This is a genomic window from Paraburkholderia sp. (genome assembly GCF_047605525.1).
Taxonomy (GTDB): Bacteria; Pseudomonadota; Gammaproteobacteria; order Burkholderiales; family Burkholderiaceae; genus Paraburkholderia.
Genome location: NZ_JASGFN010000036.1, coordinates 1 through 17649 on the forward strand (window position 1 = coordinate 1; position 17649 = coordinate 17649).

The 17649-nt window shown below is 65.1% G+C and carries 12 protein-coding genes; 11 read left to right on the forward strand and 1 reads right to left on the reverse strand.

Annotated elements, in window-relative coordinates:
• The 11 genes from QM685_RS33610 to QM685_RS33660 all read left to right on the forward strand — a co-directional run.
• On the forward strand, positions 1-837 hold an 837-nt coding region (locus tag QM685_RS33610), incomplete at its 5' end, for a 2-oxo acid dehydrogenase subunit E2 (protein WP_415123562.1).
• Between the two features lie 13 nt (positions 838-850).
• Complete coding sequence (lpdA, locus tag QM685_RS33615; RefSeq protein ID WP_415123563.1) at positions 851-2629, forward strand: dihydrolipoyl dehydrogenase; 1779 nt, start codon at positions 851-853, stop codon at positions 2627-2629.
• A gap of 72 nt (positions 2630-2701) precedes the next feature.
• Positions 2702-4984 carry an NADP-dependent malic enzyme gene (locus QM685_RS33620; RefSeq protein WP_415123564.1) on the forward strand — a complete coding sequence of 761 codons (2283 nt, stop codon included), beginning with the start codon at positions 2702-2704 and terminating at the stop codon, positions 4982-4984.
• Positions 4985-5599: 615 nt separating this feature from the next.
• Positions 5600-6886, forward strand: coding sequence for an ATP citrate lyase citrate-binding domain-containing protein (locus tag QM685_RS33625; protein ID WP_415123565.1), 1287 nt, complete (start codon positions 5600-5602; stop codon positions 6884-6886).
• A 40-nt stretch (positions 6887-6926) separates the two neighbouring features.
• Positions 6927-9626 carry a CoA-binding protein gene (locus tag QM685_RS33630; protein WP_415123566.1) on the forward strand — a complete coding sequence of 900 codons (2700 nt, stop codon included), beginning with the start codon at positions 6927-6929 and terminating at the stop codon, positions 9624-9626.
• Between the two features lie 86 nt (positions 9627-9712).
• Complete coding sequence (locus QM685_RS33635) at positions 9713-11008, forward strand: MFS transporter (protein ID WP_415123567.1); 1296 nt, start codon at positions 9713-9715, stop codon at positions 11006-11008.
• Between the two features lie 164 nt (positions 11009-11172).
• Positions 11173-12354 carry an acetyl-CoA C-acetyltransferase gene (locus tag QM685_RS33640; RefSeq protein ID WP_415123568.1) on the forward strand — a complete coding sequence of 394 codons (1182 nt, stop codon included), beginning with the start codon at positions 11173-11175 and terminating at the stop codon, positions 12352-12354.
• A gap of 31 nt (positions 12355-12385) precedes the next feature.
• Entirely contained in the window at positions 12386-13132 is a 747-nt protein-coding gene (phbB, locus tag QM685_RS33645) for an acetoacetyl-CoA reductase (protein ID WP_415123569.1), read from the forward strand.
• 85 nt (positions 13133-13217) lie between these two features.
• Positions 13218-13898, forward strand: coding sequence for a DUF6781 family protein (locus QM685_RS33650; RefSeq protein ID WP_415123570.1), 681 nt, complete (start codon positions 13218-13220; stop codon positions 13896-13898).
• 264 nt (positions 13899-14162) lie between these two features.
• On the forward strand, positions 14163-16037 hold the full coding sequence (locus QM685_RS33655) for a sensor histidine kinase (RefSeq protein ID WP_415123571.1): 1875 nt from the start codon (positions 14163-14165) through the stop codon (positions 16035-16037).
• On the forward strand, positions 16030-17388 hold the full coding sequence (locus tag QM685_RS33660) for a sigma-54-dependent transcriptional regulator (RefSeq protein ID WP_415123572.1): 1359 nt from the start codon (positions 16030-16032) through the stop codon (positions 17386-17388). The genes QM685_RS33655 and QM685_RS33660 overlap by 8 nt, the downstream gene beginning before the upstream one ends.
• A 28-nt stretch (positions 17389-17416) precedes the next feature.
• Here the strand turns inward: QM685_RS33660 and QM685_RS33665 are convergent, their stop codons facing one another.
• Positions 17417-17638 carry an FmdB family zinc ribbon protein gene (locus QM685_RS33665; RefSeq protein WP_415123573.1) on the reverse strand — a complete coding sequence of 74 codons (222 nt, stop codon included), beginning with the start codon at positions 17636-17638 and terminating at the stop codon, positions 17417-17419.
• Positions 17639-17649 lie beyond the last annotated feature (11 nt).

The window sequence follows — 17649 nt, forward strand, 5'->3', positions numbered from 1 at the left end:
CCTTGCGCTCGACGGGGCCGAATTTCGCGAAGTCGACCTTCGGCCAGGGCGGCGTCCGCGGCACCGGCGGCCGGCGCGGGTGTCGGCGGCCTTGACCTGCTGCCCTGGCCGAAGGTCGACTTCGCGAAATTCGGCCCCGTCGAGCGCAAGGAGCTGTCGCGCATCAAGAAGATTTCGGCGGCGAACCTGCATCGCAACTGGGTGATGATTCCGCACGTGACCACGCACGACGAGGCCGATATCACCGACCTCGAGCAGTTTCGCGTGCGGATGAACAAGGAGCTGGAGAAGTCGGGCGTGAAGATCAGCATGCTGCCGTTCATGATGAAGGCGGCGGTGGCCACGCTCAAGGCGTTTCCCGAGTTCAACGCGAGCCTCGAGAAGACCGCCGACGGCGACGTGCTCGTCCTCAAACAGTACTACCACATCGGCTTCGCGGCCGACACGCCGAATGGACTGGTGGTGCCGGTGATCCGCGACGCGGATCGCAAGAGCGTGCCCGAGATCGCGAAGGAGATGGCCGAGCTGGCGAAGCTGGCCCGCGAAGGCAAGCTCAAGCCCGAGCAGATGCAGGGCGGCAGCTTCACGATCAGTTCGCTCGGCGGCATCGGCGGCATCTATTTCACACCGATCATCAACGCCCCCGAGGTGGCCATCATGGGGGTGTGCAAGAGCTACTGGAAGCAGCACTCCAGCGATGGCAGGAACTGGACCTCGCGGCTCGCGCTGCCGCTGTCGCTGTCCTGGGACCACCGCGTGATCGACGGCGCCGCCGCCGCGCGCTTTAACGTCCATTTCGCCAACCTGCTCGCCGACCTGCGGCGCGCGCTGTTCTGATGGGCGTACTGCAATGACCAATCTCGTGGATGTGAAAGTGCCGGACATCGGCGACTTCAAGGATGTCGCCGTCATCGAGTTGATGGTGAAGGTGGGCGAGGTGATCGCCGTCGATACCGGCCTGATCATGGTGGAGTCCGACAAGGCCTCGATGGAGATTCCGTCCACGCATGCCGGCGTGGTCAAGGAAATCAAGGTCAAGGTCGACGACAAGGTGAGCGAGGGCTCGGTGATTCTGGTGGTCGAGGCCGCGGATGCGGCGGCTGCCGCGGCCGTACCCGCGGCGACGCCGGCCGCATCGGCCGCGGCGCCATCACCATCGCCCGCGCCCGCGCCCGCCGCCGCGCCGTTGCCGGCCTCGAGCTACGGCGGCAAGGTCGACGTGGAGTGCGAGATGCTGGTGCTCGGCGCCGGCCCCGGTGGCTACTCGGCCGCGTTCCGCAGCGCCGACCTGGGCATGAAGACGGTGCTGGTCGAACGTTATCCGACGTTGGGCGGCGTATGTCTGAACGTGGGCTGCATCCCGTCCAAGGCGTTGCTGCACACGGCCTCCGTGATGGACGAGGCGGCTCATCTGGCCGATCACGGCATCCGTTATCGCGCACCCGAGATCGATCTCGACGGGCTGCGCGCTTTCAAGGACGGCGTGGTCGGCAAGCTGACCGGCGGTCTCGCCGGCATGGCGAAGGCCCGCAAGGTCGAGGTCGTCACCGGCGTAGGCAGCTTTGTCGACGCACATCATCTCGAAGTCGTGGCGTCCGACGGCGCCAGGCGCGTCGTGAAGTTCGCGAAAGCGATCATCGCGGCGGGGTCGCAGGCGGTGAAGCTACCCTTCATGCCGGACGACGAGCGCATCGTCGACTCGACCGGCGCACTGAAGCTCAAGTCCATCCCCAAGCGCATGCTGGTCGTGGGCGGCGGCATCATCGGACTGGAGATGGCGACCGTCTACTCGACGCTCGGTGCGCGCATCGACGTCGTCGAGATGCTCGATGGCCTGATGCAGGGCGCCGACCGCGATCTGGTGAAGGTGTGGGACAAGATGAACACGCACCGCTTCGGCCACGTGATGCTGAAGACCCGGGCGGTCAGCGCGAAGCCGACGAAGGCCGGTATCGAAGTCGGCTTCGAGGGCGCCAGCGCGCCCGGCGAGCCGCAGGTGTATGACCTGGTGCTGGTGGCCGTGGGGCGTAGCCCGAACGGCAAGCGGATCGGCGCGGACCAGGCCGGCGTGGCGGTGACGGAGCGCGGTTTCATCCACGTCGACAGGCAGATGCGCACCAACGTGCCGCATATCTTCGCGATCGGCGACATCGTCGGCGAGCCGATGCTCGCGCACAAGGCGGTGCACGAAGCGCATGTGGCCGCCGAGGCCGCGCATGGCGACGCGAGCTTCTTCGATGCGCGGCAGATTCCTTCGGTGGCCTATACGGATCCCGAAGTGGCCTGGGCCGGCAAGACCGAGGAGCAGTGCAAAGCCGAAGGCATCAAATACGGCAAGGCGGTATTTCCGTGGGCCGCGTCGGGGCGCGCGATCGCCAACGGCCGTGACGAAGGCTTCACCAAACTGATCTTCGACGAGGCGACCCGTCGCGTGATCGGCGGCGGCATCGTCGGCACCCATGCGGGCGACCTCATCAGCGAGGTGTGCCTCGCGATAGAGATGGGATGCGAGCCGGCCGACATCGGCAAGACCATCCACCCGCATCCGACGCTCGGCGAGTCGATCGGCATGAGCGCCGAACTCTTCGAAGGCCATTGCACGGATCTGCCGCCGCAGAGGAAGAAATAGGCGCGACAGGTCCGTTGTTCCACCCCCGCGTTTGCGCCGCGTTGCCGCTTTAAAAAATATCTGGAGACAACCATGACGGATAATCTGCGCGAAGATGCTCTCGACTACCATCGCTACCCGACGCCGGGCAAGATTTCGGTCACGCCGACCAAGCCGATGGCGACCCAGCGCGACCTGGGTCTGGCCTATTCGCCGGGCGTGGCCGAAGCCTGTCTCGCGATCGCCGACGATCCGCGCGAGGCCGGCAACCTGACGGCGCGCAACAATCTCGTGGCTGTCGTCACCAACGGCACGGCGGTGCTGGGTCTCGGCAACATCGGCGCGCTCGCGGGCAAGCCGGTGATGGAAGGCAAGGGGTGTCTCTTCAAGAAGTTTGCCGGCATCGACGTATTCGACATCGAGCTCGACGAGACCGACCCCGATCTGCTGATCGACACCATCGCGCGCATGGAGCCGACTTTCGGCGGTATCAACCTCGAGGACATCAAGGCGCCCGAGTGTTTTTACATCGAGCAGAAACTGCGCGAGCGCATGAAGATTCCGGTCTTCCACGATGACCAGCACGGCACGGCGATCGTGGCCGCGGCGGCCATCCTCAACGCGCTCGAACATGTCGGCAAGGATATTTCCGAGGTCAGGCTGGTGGCGTCGGGCGCGGGTGCCGCGGCGCTCGCCTGCCTCGACCTGATCGTGAGCCTCGGGCTGCCGCGGCACAACGTGTTCGTGTCCGACAGCAAAGGCATCGTCTACGCCGGCCGCAAGGAGCAGATGGATCCGAACAAGGCGCGCTATGCGCAGGATACCCCGGCGCGCACGCTGGGCGAAGTCATCGAGGGGGCCGACATTTTTCTCGGCCTGTCGGCTGCCGGCGTGCTCACAGCCGATATGGTCAAGCGCATGGCGCGCGCGCCGATCATCCTCGCCATGGCCAATCCGGTTCCCGAGATCATGCCCGAGGAAGCGCTCGCCGCGCGGCCCGACGCGATCCTCGGCACCGGCCGCTCGGACTACCCGAACCAGGTCAACAACGTGTTGTGCTTTCCGTTCATCTTCCGCGGCGCGCTCGATGTCGGCGCCACGACGATCAACGAGGCGATGAAGCTGGCCGCGGTGCGCGCGATCGCCGGGCTTGCGCACGTCGAGATTCCCGAAGTGGTGGCGCGGGCCTATGGCGCGGTCGGCCTGCGCTTCGGCGCGGAGTATCTGATCCCGAAGCCGTTCGATCCACGCCTCATCGAAGTGGTGGCGCCGGCGGTGGCGCAGGCGGCGATGGACAGCAACGTGGCCACGCGGCCGATCGACGACATGGCCGCTTACCGGCAGCGTCTCGGCCAGTTCGTCTACCAGTCGGGCAGCGCGATGCAGCCGGTGTTCGCGTCCGCCAAGCGCGCGCCGAAGCGGGTCATCTATGCGGAAGGCGAAGACGAGCGCGTGCTGCGCGCCGCGCAGGTGGCGGTGGACGAGGGGATCGCCTACCCGCTATTGGCCGGCCGTCCGGACGTGATTGCCGGGCGCATCGCGCAATACGGTCTGCGCCTGCGGCCCGGCACCGACTTCGAGTGCATCGATCCGTTCGATCCAGCCGCTTGCGGCAAGACCGCTGACGCGTACTACCGGCTCGTGCGCCGCCAGGGCGTATCGAGCGCGCAGGCGCAGGCGGAGATGCGCAGTCACGGCACCCTGGTGGGCGTCATGGCGCTGCGCGAGGGCCGCGCCGACGCGATGCTGTGCGGCACGTTCGGCCGGTATCAGGACCACTTGCGCTACGTGCGCGACGTGATCGGCCTGAAACACGGCACCCGGACTTTCGCGGCGATGCAGATGCTGATGCTTCCCGGGCGTCAACTGTTCATCTGCGACACGCACGTCAATCCCGACCCGACGGCTGAGCAGATCGCCGAGATCACGCTGCTGGCAGCCGACGAGGTGCGACGCTTCGGCATTACGCCCAGCGTGGCGCTGTTGTCGCATTCGAGCTTCGGCAGCTCGGACGTTCGCAGTGCCGTCAAGATGCGCGAGGCGCTGGCGATCGTCAGGGGGCTCGATCCGCAGCTTGCGGTCGACGGCGAGATGCGCGGCGACGCGGCGCTCTCGCGCGAGATCCTCGAACACGAGTTCCCGGAATCGGGCTTGAACACCGAAGCCAACGTGCTGGTGATGCCCAACGTCGACGCGGCCAACATCTCCTACAACCTGCTGCGGATCGCAGCGGGCGGGGGCATCACGGTGGGCGGCATTCTGCTCGGCGCGGCGCGGCCGGTGCATATCCTCACGCCGTCGTCGACCGTGCGCCGGATCGTCAACATGACCGCGCTGGCCGCCGTCGATGCCGGTGTGTCTCGCGCGGCCGCATGATGGCTGCGTGATGGCTGCCTGAAGGCCGGGACGGGCTTGTCGCGCCGGCGCGCGTTTGCCCGGATCGGCCCGCACGGAAAACCATACTCCGCGCGTCGCGCCATTACGGCATTCCGTTCCACCGCCCGGGTCTGGTTCATCGAAAAATAAGTCAAATCAACGGTTTGGTCAGGGCCGTATGGCGGTGCGAAATTGGCATAGCCATTGCTCTTTTCAGGTCAAAACGCGCGGCGCCGCCTTTGATGCGGGCCGCCAGGAGGAGACGGAATGAACGCCAGTGACAGGCTCGATCCGGTTGTTGCGACCGGCGAGCTGAAAGGCCTTTCACGCTCTGTTCAACCGCGTCGCGGCAGCGAGCGGGTCCAGCGGCCCGGCGCCCGTGCGGCAACGGGCGCGCGACGTCACGCCGCGTCTGCAAGTCATTCGCTCACATCCCTTTTCACGACACCCCGCGTAGCGGCCCGACTCCGGAGCGCGCCGGGTTTCGCCACGTCCATCCCTATACGGCGGCACGGCGTGTCAGGCCGTGCCGCGAGCCAGCCCTGCCGAATCTGAATCTGCCTGTACCCGTCGTCTTTTGACCGCTAGCGAAATGCTCTTCTTAAGAGGCACATCATGCAAGTCACCGGTATGTTTCATGGCGCGAGGATGCTCCAGTTCGTCGATTTCCCCACCACCGAAGTACTCGGGCCCAGCGCGAGCGAAGAGGAGATTCGCGCGCTGATCGACAGGCACGGCCTGATTTTCATCAAGCCCGTGTTCAAGGGAGGCGTCGGCAAGAAGGGCAAGGCCGGACTGATCGGCAAGGCCACCGACCTGAAGACCGCGTTGAAGGAAAAGGAGCGTCTGTATTTCGTCGAGCACCGCGTCGGCAATACGGTGGCCAAGGCCAACGGAGTGACCTTCGAGGCCGGCGTACCCGCCGAGCACGAGGTCTATTTCTCGATTACCGACTCGACCCATTTTCGTGCGCCGACGATGACGCTCACTCACCACGGCGGCATGGACATCGAGGAGCTCGACAGGAGCATGGTGGCGCAGGTGCCGTTCGATCCGCTCACCGGCCTGAAAGCGTTCGTGGTGGCCAATGCGCTCTCCGCGCTCGGCGCGCCCCGGCAGATCATCTCGCCGCTGGTGCAGCACCTGCCCAAGCTGTGGGAGCTGTACCACGACTACGGGATGACCACGCTCGAGTTGAATCCGATCCGCATGCGGGTGGACAAGAAAGGCCGCATGACGCCCGTCGCCTGCGATTTCAAATGCGGTTTCGATCGCGACGATCCGCGCTGGCGCCGCCTGAATCTGCCGGCCAGCCTGTTCGCGGTCGACTACTCCGACTTCGAGCAGGAGATCAACCAGTTGCGTACCTACCAGGGGCAGAGCGACGTCTACGTGATCAATTCCAGCGGCACGATTCTCGCGCCGACCTTCGGCGGCGGCGCGAATTCTCTCGTCACCCAGATGCTCGGCGACGACGCGATCATCTCGTCGGACTTCGGCGGCAACCCGCCTTACGAAAAGATGAAGGAGGTGGCGCGCATCTGTTTCAAGCACTGGCTCAAGCAGAGCAACGTGCTGTTCATCATCGGCGGCAAGTCGAACAACACGGACATCTTCGAGACTTTCCGCGCGATGGCCGATGCGTTGCGCGAGCATTTCAGCCGGCATGGGGCCACGCCGCTGTACGTGGTGATCGGCCGCGGCGGTCCGAACCTGGTGCGCGGCATGGGCGCCATGCGCGACACGCTCGATGCGCTGGGCCTGCCGTACCGGTTCTTCGGGTTCGACTCCGACATGAGCGAAGTGGTGCTGCACGCGAAGCAGGTCGACGCGTGGATGAAAGCCGGCGGCCGCGAGCAGATCGCGGCGCAGCTCGGCATCGTGCCCAGCCTGGTTGTCTGACTGTTACCTGAACGTTGCAATCGCGCATTAGGAGAGTGTCATGTACAAACAAGGCGTAGGCGATTTCAAATATTTCGTCGGCACCAGTTCCCTCGCTCAGGTGGCCACGCGCGAGGACCGGGTCTGCGTGCTCAATATCCTGGGCGGTGAATCGAGCGACGTGACCCCGGTGGGCCATGCCTATTCGGGCGGCAACGTGGTGTTCGGCACCGCGCCGGGCAAGCGCGGCCAGGTGCTGGAGACGGCGCTGGGAAACGTTCCCGTCTACAACAACGTGCTCGAGGGTATCAACGACGGTCACCGCTTCAATTGCGGCGTGATCTATCTGCCGCCGGCAGCCGCTCGCGACGGCGTGGCTGAATTGATCCGGGTCAATCCGGAGCTCAGGAAGATCTTCATCGTCACCGAGAAACTGGCGGTACACGATTCGCGCGAAATCCGCGCGATGGGGCAGGCCAACGGCATCGACATTTTCGGCGGCAACAGCCTGGGCGTGGCCGATACGTGGAACCAGGTGCGCATCGGCGGCGCGCTGGGCGGCGACCATCCCGAGGAAGCACTGCGGCGCGGTTCGATTGCGATCTTCTCGAACTCGGGCAACTTCACCACGACCATTGCAACCTATCTGCGCATGGCCGGCTGGGGCACGACCACGTCGATTTCCAGCGGCAAGGATGTCTACATTCACTTCGCTGCGCCCGAGTTCGCCTTTGCGCTGTCCAACGATGCCCGCAGCAAGGCGGCTGTGCTCTATGTCGAGCCCGGTGGCTACTATGAACTGGACGCGAACTTCACCAAGCCCGTGGTGGCGTGCGTGGTGGGACGCTGGAAGTCCAAGCTGACCCGTTCGGTCGGACATGCCGGCGCGATGGCCGGCGGCGCCGACGACGCGATGAGCAAGGAAGGCTGGTTCATGGAGAAGTTCGGCGTGGACGGCATCTTCACGCCCGAGCAGCCGGTGTTCTCGGCCAAAGGCGCGGTGGTGACCAACATTGCGCACATTCCGGCGGCCCTGACCGCGGTGATGCGCGAGAATGCCTGCCGTCCCGACTTCGAACCGGAGGGCAACCTCGCGCTCAAGCCGTGGTTCGGCGCAAACCACGGCCTGACGTTGCCGCCCGAACTCGACCTGCCAGTCGTCGAGGCCGCGGCTCCTTATAACGAACAGATCGCGGCGCTCAACCGGCAGATCGGCGCCGTGCCGCCGCGCCAGACGCTCAAGGATGCGTCGGGCGCGTCGCAGATGGACGCGCGGACCCAGGTCACCAGCCTGTATGGCGTTTCGATGCTCGACGCCGCGCAATACCCGCTGGAGGCGAACGTCAGTCTGGCGCTGTTGCACGAACCCGGCGGCGCGAACGATCAGCGTTTGATCAACGTGGCGATCGGCGCTGGGCTCAACCTGCACGGCCACCCGGCGCTGGCCGCGGCGCAGGCCGCGCGCGAGGCCGGCAACGCCCCCAACAGCGTGCTGGCCGCGGCGGCCAGCATTCTCGGGCCGCGTAGCCAGGGACAGGCGCGCCAGGCGGTGCACGTGCTGATCGACAGCTTCGTGGCGGCCGGCGTGAGCGACGCGCTGGACGAAAGCTTCGATACCGGCCGCATCGGGATCGAGGACCCGGCGCTCTTCGTGGGCGTCGATTCCGATCCCCGCGCGGAAGCGATGCTCGCCGGTCTGCGTGCCCGCGGCGTGAAGTCGATTTTCGTGCGTTACCTGGAAACCTTGCCGGGTCATCCCACCGCGGACGCCGTGCTCGCCGCCATTACCACCACGCTCGCGTGGGGCCCCTTGATGCGCAAGCGCATCTCGCGGCTGACGGCCGAAAGCCTGCCGTGGTGGATGCGGCTGTTCGGCGCGTTGATCGGCGCGTCGGTCTCGGCCGAACAGCATCGGCCGGACAGTTTCTGCGGCATCGCGACGGCGGACATCCTGCAGCAGCGGCCGATCAGCGAGGTCGCCTTCGCCGCGCTGCTCGGCGTGCCGCCGACGCCGGCCGACCTGCTGTCGTTTCAGGTGCTGGTCGGGCTGCTGCTGTCCAACGGTCCAGGCACGATCTCGGCGCAGGGCGCCAAAGGCGCGGTGTCGGCCGACGGTCCGGAAGACCCGGAACGGGTGCAGCTCAACAAGGGTCTCGTCGGTTTTCTTACTCACACGGGCTACACGCACGGCGGCAACGGCTACGAGGGTATCGCGTTCCTGATCGAGCAGTTCAGGGATACCGGTCTGACGGACCCCGGCGACCCGAATCACGGCATCGACCTGAAGGCGCTCGCCCTGAAATACGTCGAGGCTTATGCCCGCTACAAATCGGACAGGAAAAACAGCGGCAGCCTCGACATCCAGAAGATTCCGGGCGTCAATCACCCCGTGTTCAAGGACAAGCCGGTCAATCACGACCCGCGCGAAGTATTCATCCGCAAGCTGATGGCGGAGCACCAGGAATACAACGTCTTCCACGATTTCTACGGCATCCTGGTGGAGACGCTGTTCGAGGCCGGGGTATCGCGCAACGTCTACTGCGTGAACGTCGATGCGGTCATTGCCGCGTTGCTGCTGAAGATGCTGTGGCAGCCGTACCGCCGCGGCGAATACGACAGCGCCGCGCTGGAGACGGCGGCCTTCACGATCTTCCTGTACCCGCGCATGCTCGGTTGCGCCGCCGAGGTCGACGACCATATGAATCGCGGCCGCAACATGGACACCCGCACGCCGGCATCGCAGTGCCAGTTCGTCGCTTGAGCGACGGCGGCGGGAGGTCCGGACCGGCAGGCCCGGCGGCAGCCGGCCGCGCCGGTCGAACATGAGAATCAGAGGAGACGACGAAAATGTCGAACGCAAGCGCAACACAGTCCAAGGTCGGAATGGTTATCCGGGTGACGAGCGGCAACTTCCTGGAGATGTTCGACTTCTTCCTGTTCGGTTTTTACGCGACCTACATCGCCAAAACCTATTTCCCGGCGGACAGCGAATTCGCTTCGCTGATGCTGACGTTCGGCACCTTCGGCGCCGGCTTCATCATGCGGCCGGTGGGCGCCATCGTGCTGGGGGCCTATATCGACAAGGTGGGCCGCAGGCAAGGGCTCATCACGACGCTGTCCATCATGGCGATGGGCACGATACTGGTGGCGTTCGTGCCGGGTTACGCGACGATCGGCCTGTTCGCGCCGCTGCTCGTGCTGATCGGCCGGCTGCTGCAGGGCTTTTCAGCGGGCGTGGAACTGGGCGGCGTCTCGGTCTACCTCGCGGAAATGGCGACACCGGGTCACAAGGGCTTTTACGTGAGCTGGCAATCGGCCAGCCAGCAGGTGGCGATCATCATTGCCGCGTTCATCGGCTACGTGATCAACTCCACGATGGCGCATGAAACGATCGTCGCGTGGGGCTGGCGAATCCCGTTCTTCATCGGCTGCATGATCGTGCCGTTCATCTTCGTGATCCGCCGTTCGCTGCAGGAAACCGAGGAGTTCATGGCCCGCACGCACAGGCCGAACGCGCGCGAAATCCTGCGCTCGATGGTGCAGAACTGGGGCATCGTGATCGCCGGCATGATGCTGGTGGTGATGACCACCGTGTCGTTCTACCTGATCACCGTCTACACGCCGACCTTCGGACGCAGCGTGCTCAAGCTGTCGGCACGGGACAGCCTCGTCGTGACCTTCTGCATCGGCTTGTCGAACCTGTTCTGGCTGCCGGTGATGGGCGCGCTGTCCGACCGGGTCGGACGCAAGCCGCTGCTGATCTTTTTTACCGTGCTGACCATCCTCACCGCTTATCCGGTGATGGCGTGGCTGGTGGTCGCGCCCACCTTCCAGAAGATGCTGATCGCCGAACTCTGGCTGTCGTTCCTGTATGGCAGTTACAACGGCGCGATGGTGGTGGCGCTCACCGAGGTGATGCCCGTCAACGTGCGAACCTCGGGCTTCTCGCTGGCCTACAGCCTCGCCACGGCCATCTTCGGCGGCTTCACGCCCGTTGTTTCGACTTTCCTGATCGAGACGACGGGCAACAAAGGGGCGCCGGGCCTGTGGATGAGTTTTGCCGCCTGCTGCGGTCTGATCGGTACCTGGGTGCTCTATCGACGCGGCGCGGTGGCAAGGCGGGAAGCCTCGCTGCACGCGTGACGGCCCGGTGAATCGAGTCAAAAAAAGCTGACACGGGGAAGGCTGATGCCGATCCGCGCGAACGGTTTGTCGTCGAGCCGGCGGCGGACGGTGAGATCAGGGAGAAGACGGCCCGAGGCCGCTGGTTTTGTGGTTTTTCATCCATCCATCGAGAAGGAGTGAACATGTCCGATATCGTCATCGTTGCCGCTGCCCGCACTGCCGTGGGCAAATTCGGCGGCACGCTCGCCAGAACGCCCGCGGTCGATCTCGGCGCTCATGTCGTGAAGGGATTGCTGGCCCAGGCCGGCGTGCCCGCCGACGCCGTCAGCGAAGTCATCATGGGCCAGGTGCTGACCGCCGGGGCCGGCCAGAATCCGGCGCGGCAGACCGTCATCAAGGCGGGACTGCCGCAAAGCGTTCCGGCCATGACCATCAACAAGGTGTGCGGCTCGGGCCTGAAGGCCGTGATGCTGGCGACGCAGGCCATCAAATGCGGTGACGCGGAGATCGTGGTGGCGGGCGGCCAGGAGAACATGAGCGCCGCGCCGCACGTATTGCCGGGTTCGCGCGACGGTTTCCGCATGGGCGACGCGAAGCTGGTCGACAGCATGATCGTCGATGGCCTGTGGGACGTCTACAACCAGTACCACATGGGCATCACGGCCGAGAACGTGGCCAAGGCCTACGGCATTACGCGCGAGATGCAGGATGCGCTGGCGCTCGCGTCGCAGCAGAAGGCCGCCGCCGCCCAGGACGCGGGCCGCTTCAACGACGAGATCCTGCCGTTCTCCATTGCGCAGAGGAAAGGCGATCCGATCGTGTTCGCCGCCGACGAGTTCATCAATCGCAAAACCAGCGCCGACGGGCTGGCCGGTTTGCGGCCGGCCTTCGACAAGGCCGGATCGGTGACGGCCGGCAACGCGTCCGGTCTCAACGACGGCGCCGCCGCCGTGCTGGTCATGACCGCGAAGCGCGCGGCGACGCTCGGCCTGCAGCCGCTCGCGGTGATTCGCGCGTATGCGTCCGCGGGTCTCGATCCGACGCTGATGGGCATGGGTCCGGTGCCCGCGTCCCGCCTGTGTCTGCAGCGGGCGGGCTGGTCGGCGCATGCGCTCGACCTGATGGAAATCAACGAGGCCTTCGCCGCGCAGGCCTGCGCGGTGAACCGGGAAATGGACTGGGACACGAACCGGATCAACGTCAACGGCGGCGCGATTGCCATCGGCCACCCGATCGGCGCGTCCGGCTGCCGGGTCCTCGTGACGCTGCTGCATGAGATGAAGCGCCGCGGCGCCAACAAGGGGCTGGCGTCGCTATGCATCGGCGGCGGCATGGGCGTGGCGCTCGCCGTCGAACGAGCCTGAACGACGATATCTACCGATATGGAGACGGAACATGACGAAAGCACGCGTGGTACTGGTAACGGGCGGCATGGGCGGCCTCGGTGAAACGATTTCCACCAAGATGGTGGACGCCGGCTACAAGGTGGCCGTGACCTATTCGCCCGGCAACACGAAGCACGCGGAATGGGTCGCGCAGATGAAGGAGAAGGGTTATGACATCCTCGCCGTGCCCTGCGACGTGACCGACATCGACTCCTGCGCGAAGGCCGTCGCGCAGGTGCAGGAGAAGCTCGGCCCGGTCGACGTGCTGGTCAACAACGCCGGCATTACCCGCGACATGACGTTCAAGAAGATGGACAAGGTCAACTGGGACGCGGTACTGCGCACCAACCTCGACAGCCTGTTCAACATGACCAAGCAGGTTGCCGACGGCATGGTCGAGCGCAACTGGGGACGCGTGATCAATGTGTCGTCGGTCAACGGTTCCAAGGGCGCCTTTGGACAGACCAATTATTCGGCGGCCAAGTCCGGGGTACACGGTTTCACCAAGGCGCTCGCGCTCGAAGTCGCGAAGAAAGGGGTGACCGTCAATACCATTTCGCCCGGCTACATCGGCACCAAGATGGTCACGGCCATTCCCGAGGAGGTGCTGAATTCCAAGATCCTGCCGAATATTCCGGTCGGCCGTCTCGGCAAGCCGGAGGAAGTGGCCGGTCTGATCATCTACCTGGCTTCGGAGGAAGCCGCCTTCGTGACCGGCGCCAACATCGCCATCAACGGCGGCCAGCACATGCAGTGAAGGAGCACAGCGGAGCGCCCGCGCCGAGCGGGCGTTTCGCGGACAAACATGGGGTACCGCACTTCTACCATATAAGGTGACAGGCATGATCAAGTCGGGAATCGATCAGGAAGCGTTGATCAGAATGTTTTCCGAAGCTACGGCGAAGCAGGGTGAGGCGGTGGGGCACGCGGTGCGCGAGGCGACCCTGAGGGCATTGCAGGGGCGCGAACTGACGCTGGACAATATCGGCAAGGTGTTGAAAGTCGTGACCCAGGCTGCGTCCGCGGGCGCCGCTCGGAATCAGGCCGAGCCTGTCGACATCGAGGCATTGCTCGCGCGTGCGTTCAAGGGAATGGATGCCGCTTTGCTGCAAACCGTCGAGGCGCATCACAAGGCACTGGAGCGGCTCGTCGCCCAGGGCGCTCATCTCGAGAACAGGCAGATGAAGGGCGCATTGGCCAATCTGGAACTGATCGAAGATACTTTTTTCGCCGCGGTCACGAAGGCGACGCAGCACAGCGGCAATACCCTGCGAACGCCGTGGCTACACCTGCTTCAGGCGATGAAACTCGAAGGCACCGAGACGGGAGAGGAGGCGAATGCGGCGCTCGAACAGTTGCTGGAGCAGGCGCGCAAGGCCGTGCGCGATGGCCGCGTGAATGGCGTGCGCGCGGTCCAGGCCATGATAAACAGCTATGCCGCGCTGGTAAGCGGTGTGCTGATCGGCATGTCGGAGGGGTTGCAGCCGGGCGCCGCGCACGAGCCACATCCTCCTCGCGATTAGGTGGTGTCCCGGTCCCCCGCCGGCCATGACGCAGGTATCATGGACGAAAGTGCCGCATGCGGTGGCGATCTCCTCAGGCGCCCACGCGCGAGTGCTTCCTGCCGCAGTCGAGTGACTTCAGTCAGGCTTTCGAACCCAGGGGCATGCGTCGCAACCGGCATCCGGCTGACCCCTGAGAGGAGACACGATCGTGACGCCGTTCACGTCCGGGATCAGAGTGCAACGGTGCGGCGCCGTTCGGCGCGGGCGCGGGCTCGCCGGATCATGAGCCAGCCGCCCAGGGTGCGAGACGGTGTGGGCGTCGGCATACGGCGCGCGCTGAGCGGGTGTGCCGCCCTGGTATTCATTGGCGCCGCCGCGACGATGGGGCATGCGGTGGGGATGCGCGCAGGTCTCGCGGGCATGCGCGAGGCGGCCCAGCACCGTCTCGATCTGGTCAGCGCTGGGCTGCAAAGCGATCTCGCGCGTCTCGATTACCTGCCGTCGTTGCTTGAAATGACGCCCAGTGTGTTTGCGTTGCTCGCTTCGCCAGGGGACGCCAGCTTGCGTGACGGAGTCAATCGTTATCTGCAGGGCGTCAACGCGACGGCCGGCGCTTCCAGCCTCTACGTACTGAATCTCGCCGGCGTCGGTGTCGCCGCGTCGGACTGGAATGAGCCCAGTACGCCGATCGGAACGGATCTCTCATTTCGCCCTTATGTGAAGGACGCGCTCGCACACGGCCGCGGCCACTTCTATGGCATGGGTTTCACCAGCAAGCGGGCAGGCTATTACCTTTCATATGCGCTTTACCATCAGGGGCGAATGAGCGGCGTGGCTACCGTCAAGGTCGATCTCGAGAAAACCGAACTCGGCTGGAAGAAGCTGCCCGGGAGTGTGCTTCTGATCGACCAGCGCGGTGTCGTGATCCTGTCGTCGCGCGAAGAATGGAACTTCAGGCCGCTGGCGCCGCTCACCCCCCGGATGCTCGGGGAAATCGCCGCGACGCGGCCCTATGGGGATGCCACGCTCAACCCGTTGAACTGGCACGTGATGAAGCGTCTGGCGCCCGACGCATCGCTGATTACCCTCGACGACAGGCGGTTTCTGGGAACGACGCGGCCTCTCGGGCAGAATGGCTGGAGCCTGATCGTGCTGGACGACGTGGCGCCGGTTGGCGCGAACGCGCGCGACCTGGCCATCATTGCCGCGCTGGCGGCGGCCGTCCTGTTGCTGCTGGCGATGATCTTCCTGCAGCGCCAGCGCGCGCTGCGTCACCGGCTGGCCGGCCAGGCCGCCCTGCAAGCCGCGCATGACAGTCTCGAATCCAAGGTTGCGGAGCGCACGGCCGAGTTGCGCAGCGCGGTGAGCCAGCTCGGCAACGAGGTGGAAGTCCGCAAGGCCATCGAGGCCGATCTGCGCGTCACGCAAGCCGAACTGGTTCATGCGGGCAAAATGGCGGCGTTGGGGCAGATGTCGGCCGGCATGGTCCACGAACTCAATCAGCCTCTCGCCGCGTTGCGAACTTTGTCCGACAACGCGTGTGTCCTGCTGGAAAAATCCCGGCTGGACGACGTACGCAGCAATCTGCACCGCGTTGCGCATCTGGTGGATCGCCTTGGGCGCCTGACCTATCAACTCAAGGCATTCGCGCACAAAGCCAGTCCGATCCGGGTGCCCGTCGCGGTCGCGAAGGCCGTCAGCGGCGCCGAGTTTCTGGTGCGGCAACGTCTTCAGGAAAACAACGTCGAGCTGGAAGTGCACGTTCATCCCGCCACGCTTTGTGCGTTGGCCGAAGAGGCGCGGCTCGAACAGGTGCTGGTCAACCTGTTCGGCAATGCCATCGATGCCATGGCGGCCTCGCCGCGGCGGCTCCTGCGTGTGACGGCACAGGTGGCCGACGGGAGCGGGGCGCGCTGTGTGATCGAGGTCAGTGATACAGGCCCCGGCATCCGGGCCGACATCCTGCTGCGGCTATTCGAGCCCTTTACGACCAGCAAGCCGGCCGGCGCGGGACTGGGGCTCGGGCTGATGATCTCGGCGCACATCGTGCGCGAACTGGGCGGCAATCTGCTGGGCCGCAATATCGACGGCGGCGGCGCGTGCTTCACAATCGAATTGCCGCTTGCGGCAGCATCGGAGACAAATGTCGATGAGTGACAAACAGGCCATTCGCGTCATCTTCGTGGAGGATGAACCCGATGTGCGCATGGGCAGCCAGCAGGCGCTGGAGCTGGCCGGTTTCGAGGTCGATGCCTTTGCGAGTGTCGAGGAGGCGCGGCCGCACGTTCGGGCCGGCGTGCCGGCGGTCGTGCTGTGCGACGTCAAACTGCCCGGCATGGACGGCACGGAGTGGCTGGAAGAGATCCGGGCCATCGACGCCAATCTGCCGGTCATCTTCGTCTCGGGCCACGGCGACATCGCGATGGCCGTTCAGGCGATGCGCCAGGGCGCCTACGACTTCATCGAGAAACCGTTTCCGTCGGAACACCTGGTCGTGGTGGTCCGCCGCGCCGCCGAAAAACGCAGCCTGACGCTGCAGGTACAGGCGTTGCGCGAACGGCTGGAAAACTCGCGAGGCATCGAGTCCGCGATCCTCGGCCACTCCGCGCAGATGGCACACGTGCGCGAAACGGTTCTGACGCTCGCCGGCACCTCGGCCGACGTGGTCATTTACGGCGAGACCGGCACGGGCAAGGACCTGATTGCACGGTGTCTTCACGATCACAGCGGCCGGCGCCGCGCGAACTACGTGCCGCTCAACTGCGGCGGCCTGTCGGAGTCGCTGGCCGAAAGCGAACTGTTCGGCCACGAAGTGGGCTCCTTCACCGGCGCCACCCAGGTGCGCATCGGGAAGTTCGAGTACGCACAAGGCGGCACGCTGTTTCTGGACGAGATCGAAAGCATGCCGATGGCCGTGCAGGTGAAATTCCTGCGCGCGCTGCAGGAGCGCAGCATCGAGCGCATCGGGTCGAACAAGGCTATTCCGGTGGATTGCCGGGTGATCGCCGCGTCGAAGGACGACCTGAAAGTGCTGAGCGACCAGCAGAAATTCCGCTCGGATCTGTATTACCGCATCGGCGTCGCCTTCGTTAAGTTGCCGCCGCTGCGCGAGCGGCGAGAGGACATACCGCTGTTGTTCGAGCACTTTACGCTGCTGGCTGCGACGCGCTACGAGCGCCCCGCGCCCATGCTCAATAGTGCGCAACTGGCCGAACTGATGGCGCATGCGTGGCCGGGCAACGTCCGGGAATTGCGAAACGTGGCGGACCGCTTCGTGCTGGGCCTGCTCGGCGATCGTTTGACCGCTACGACGGACACTCACGAAATGCTCAGCGGCCTGCCGCAACAGGTCGAGCATTTCGAGCGGACGATGATTACCGAGGAGTTGAGGCGCCATCGCGGCGACGTGACGCTTGCATCCAAGGCGCTGGGCTTGCCCAAGCCCACCCTGTATGACAAGCTCCGCAGGCTGCGGATTTCGGTGGAAGATTTCAGGCAGGATAGCTGACACCGGCGAAGGGGCGAGTGGCGCCTTGTCAGCCGCAACACCCGCACCCGCGTCGATGCTTCGCCAGATACGAGCCCTCGCTGCCGGCCGACTGATCGTCTGCGTGATCGGGCAACACGGGCAAGCCATTCGGAATCCGGTGCATGGTCGTGCCGCACGCCGGACAATCAGCCGGCAGATCACGCGCGTCGACGCGGCGCATCAGATCGAACGGGCCGCACGTTGCGCACCGGTAGCTATAGATCGGCATGGATCGGCATG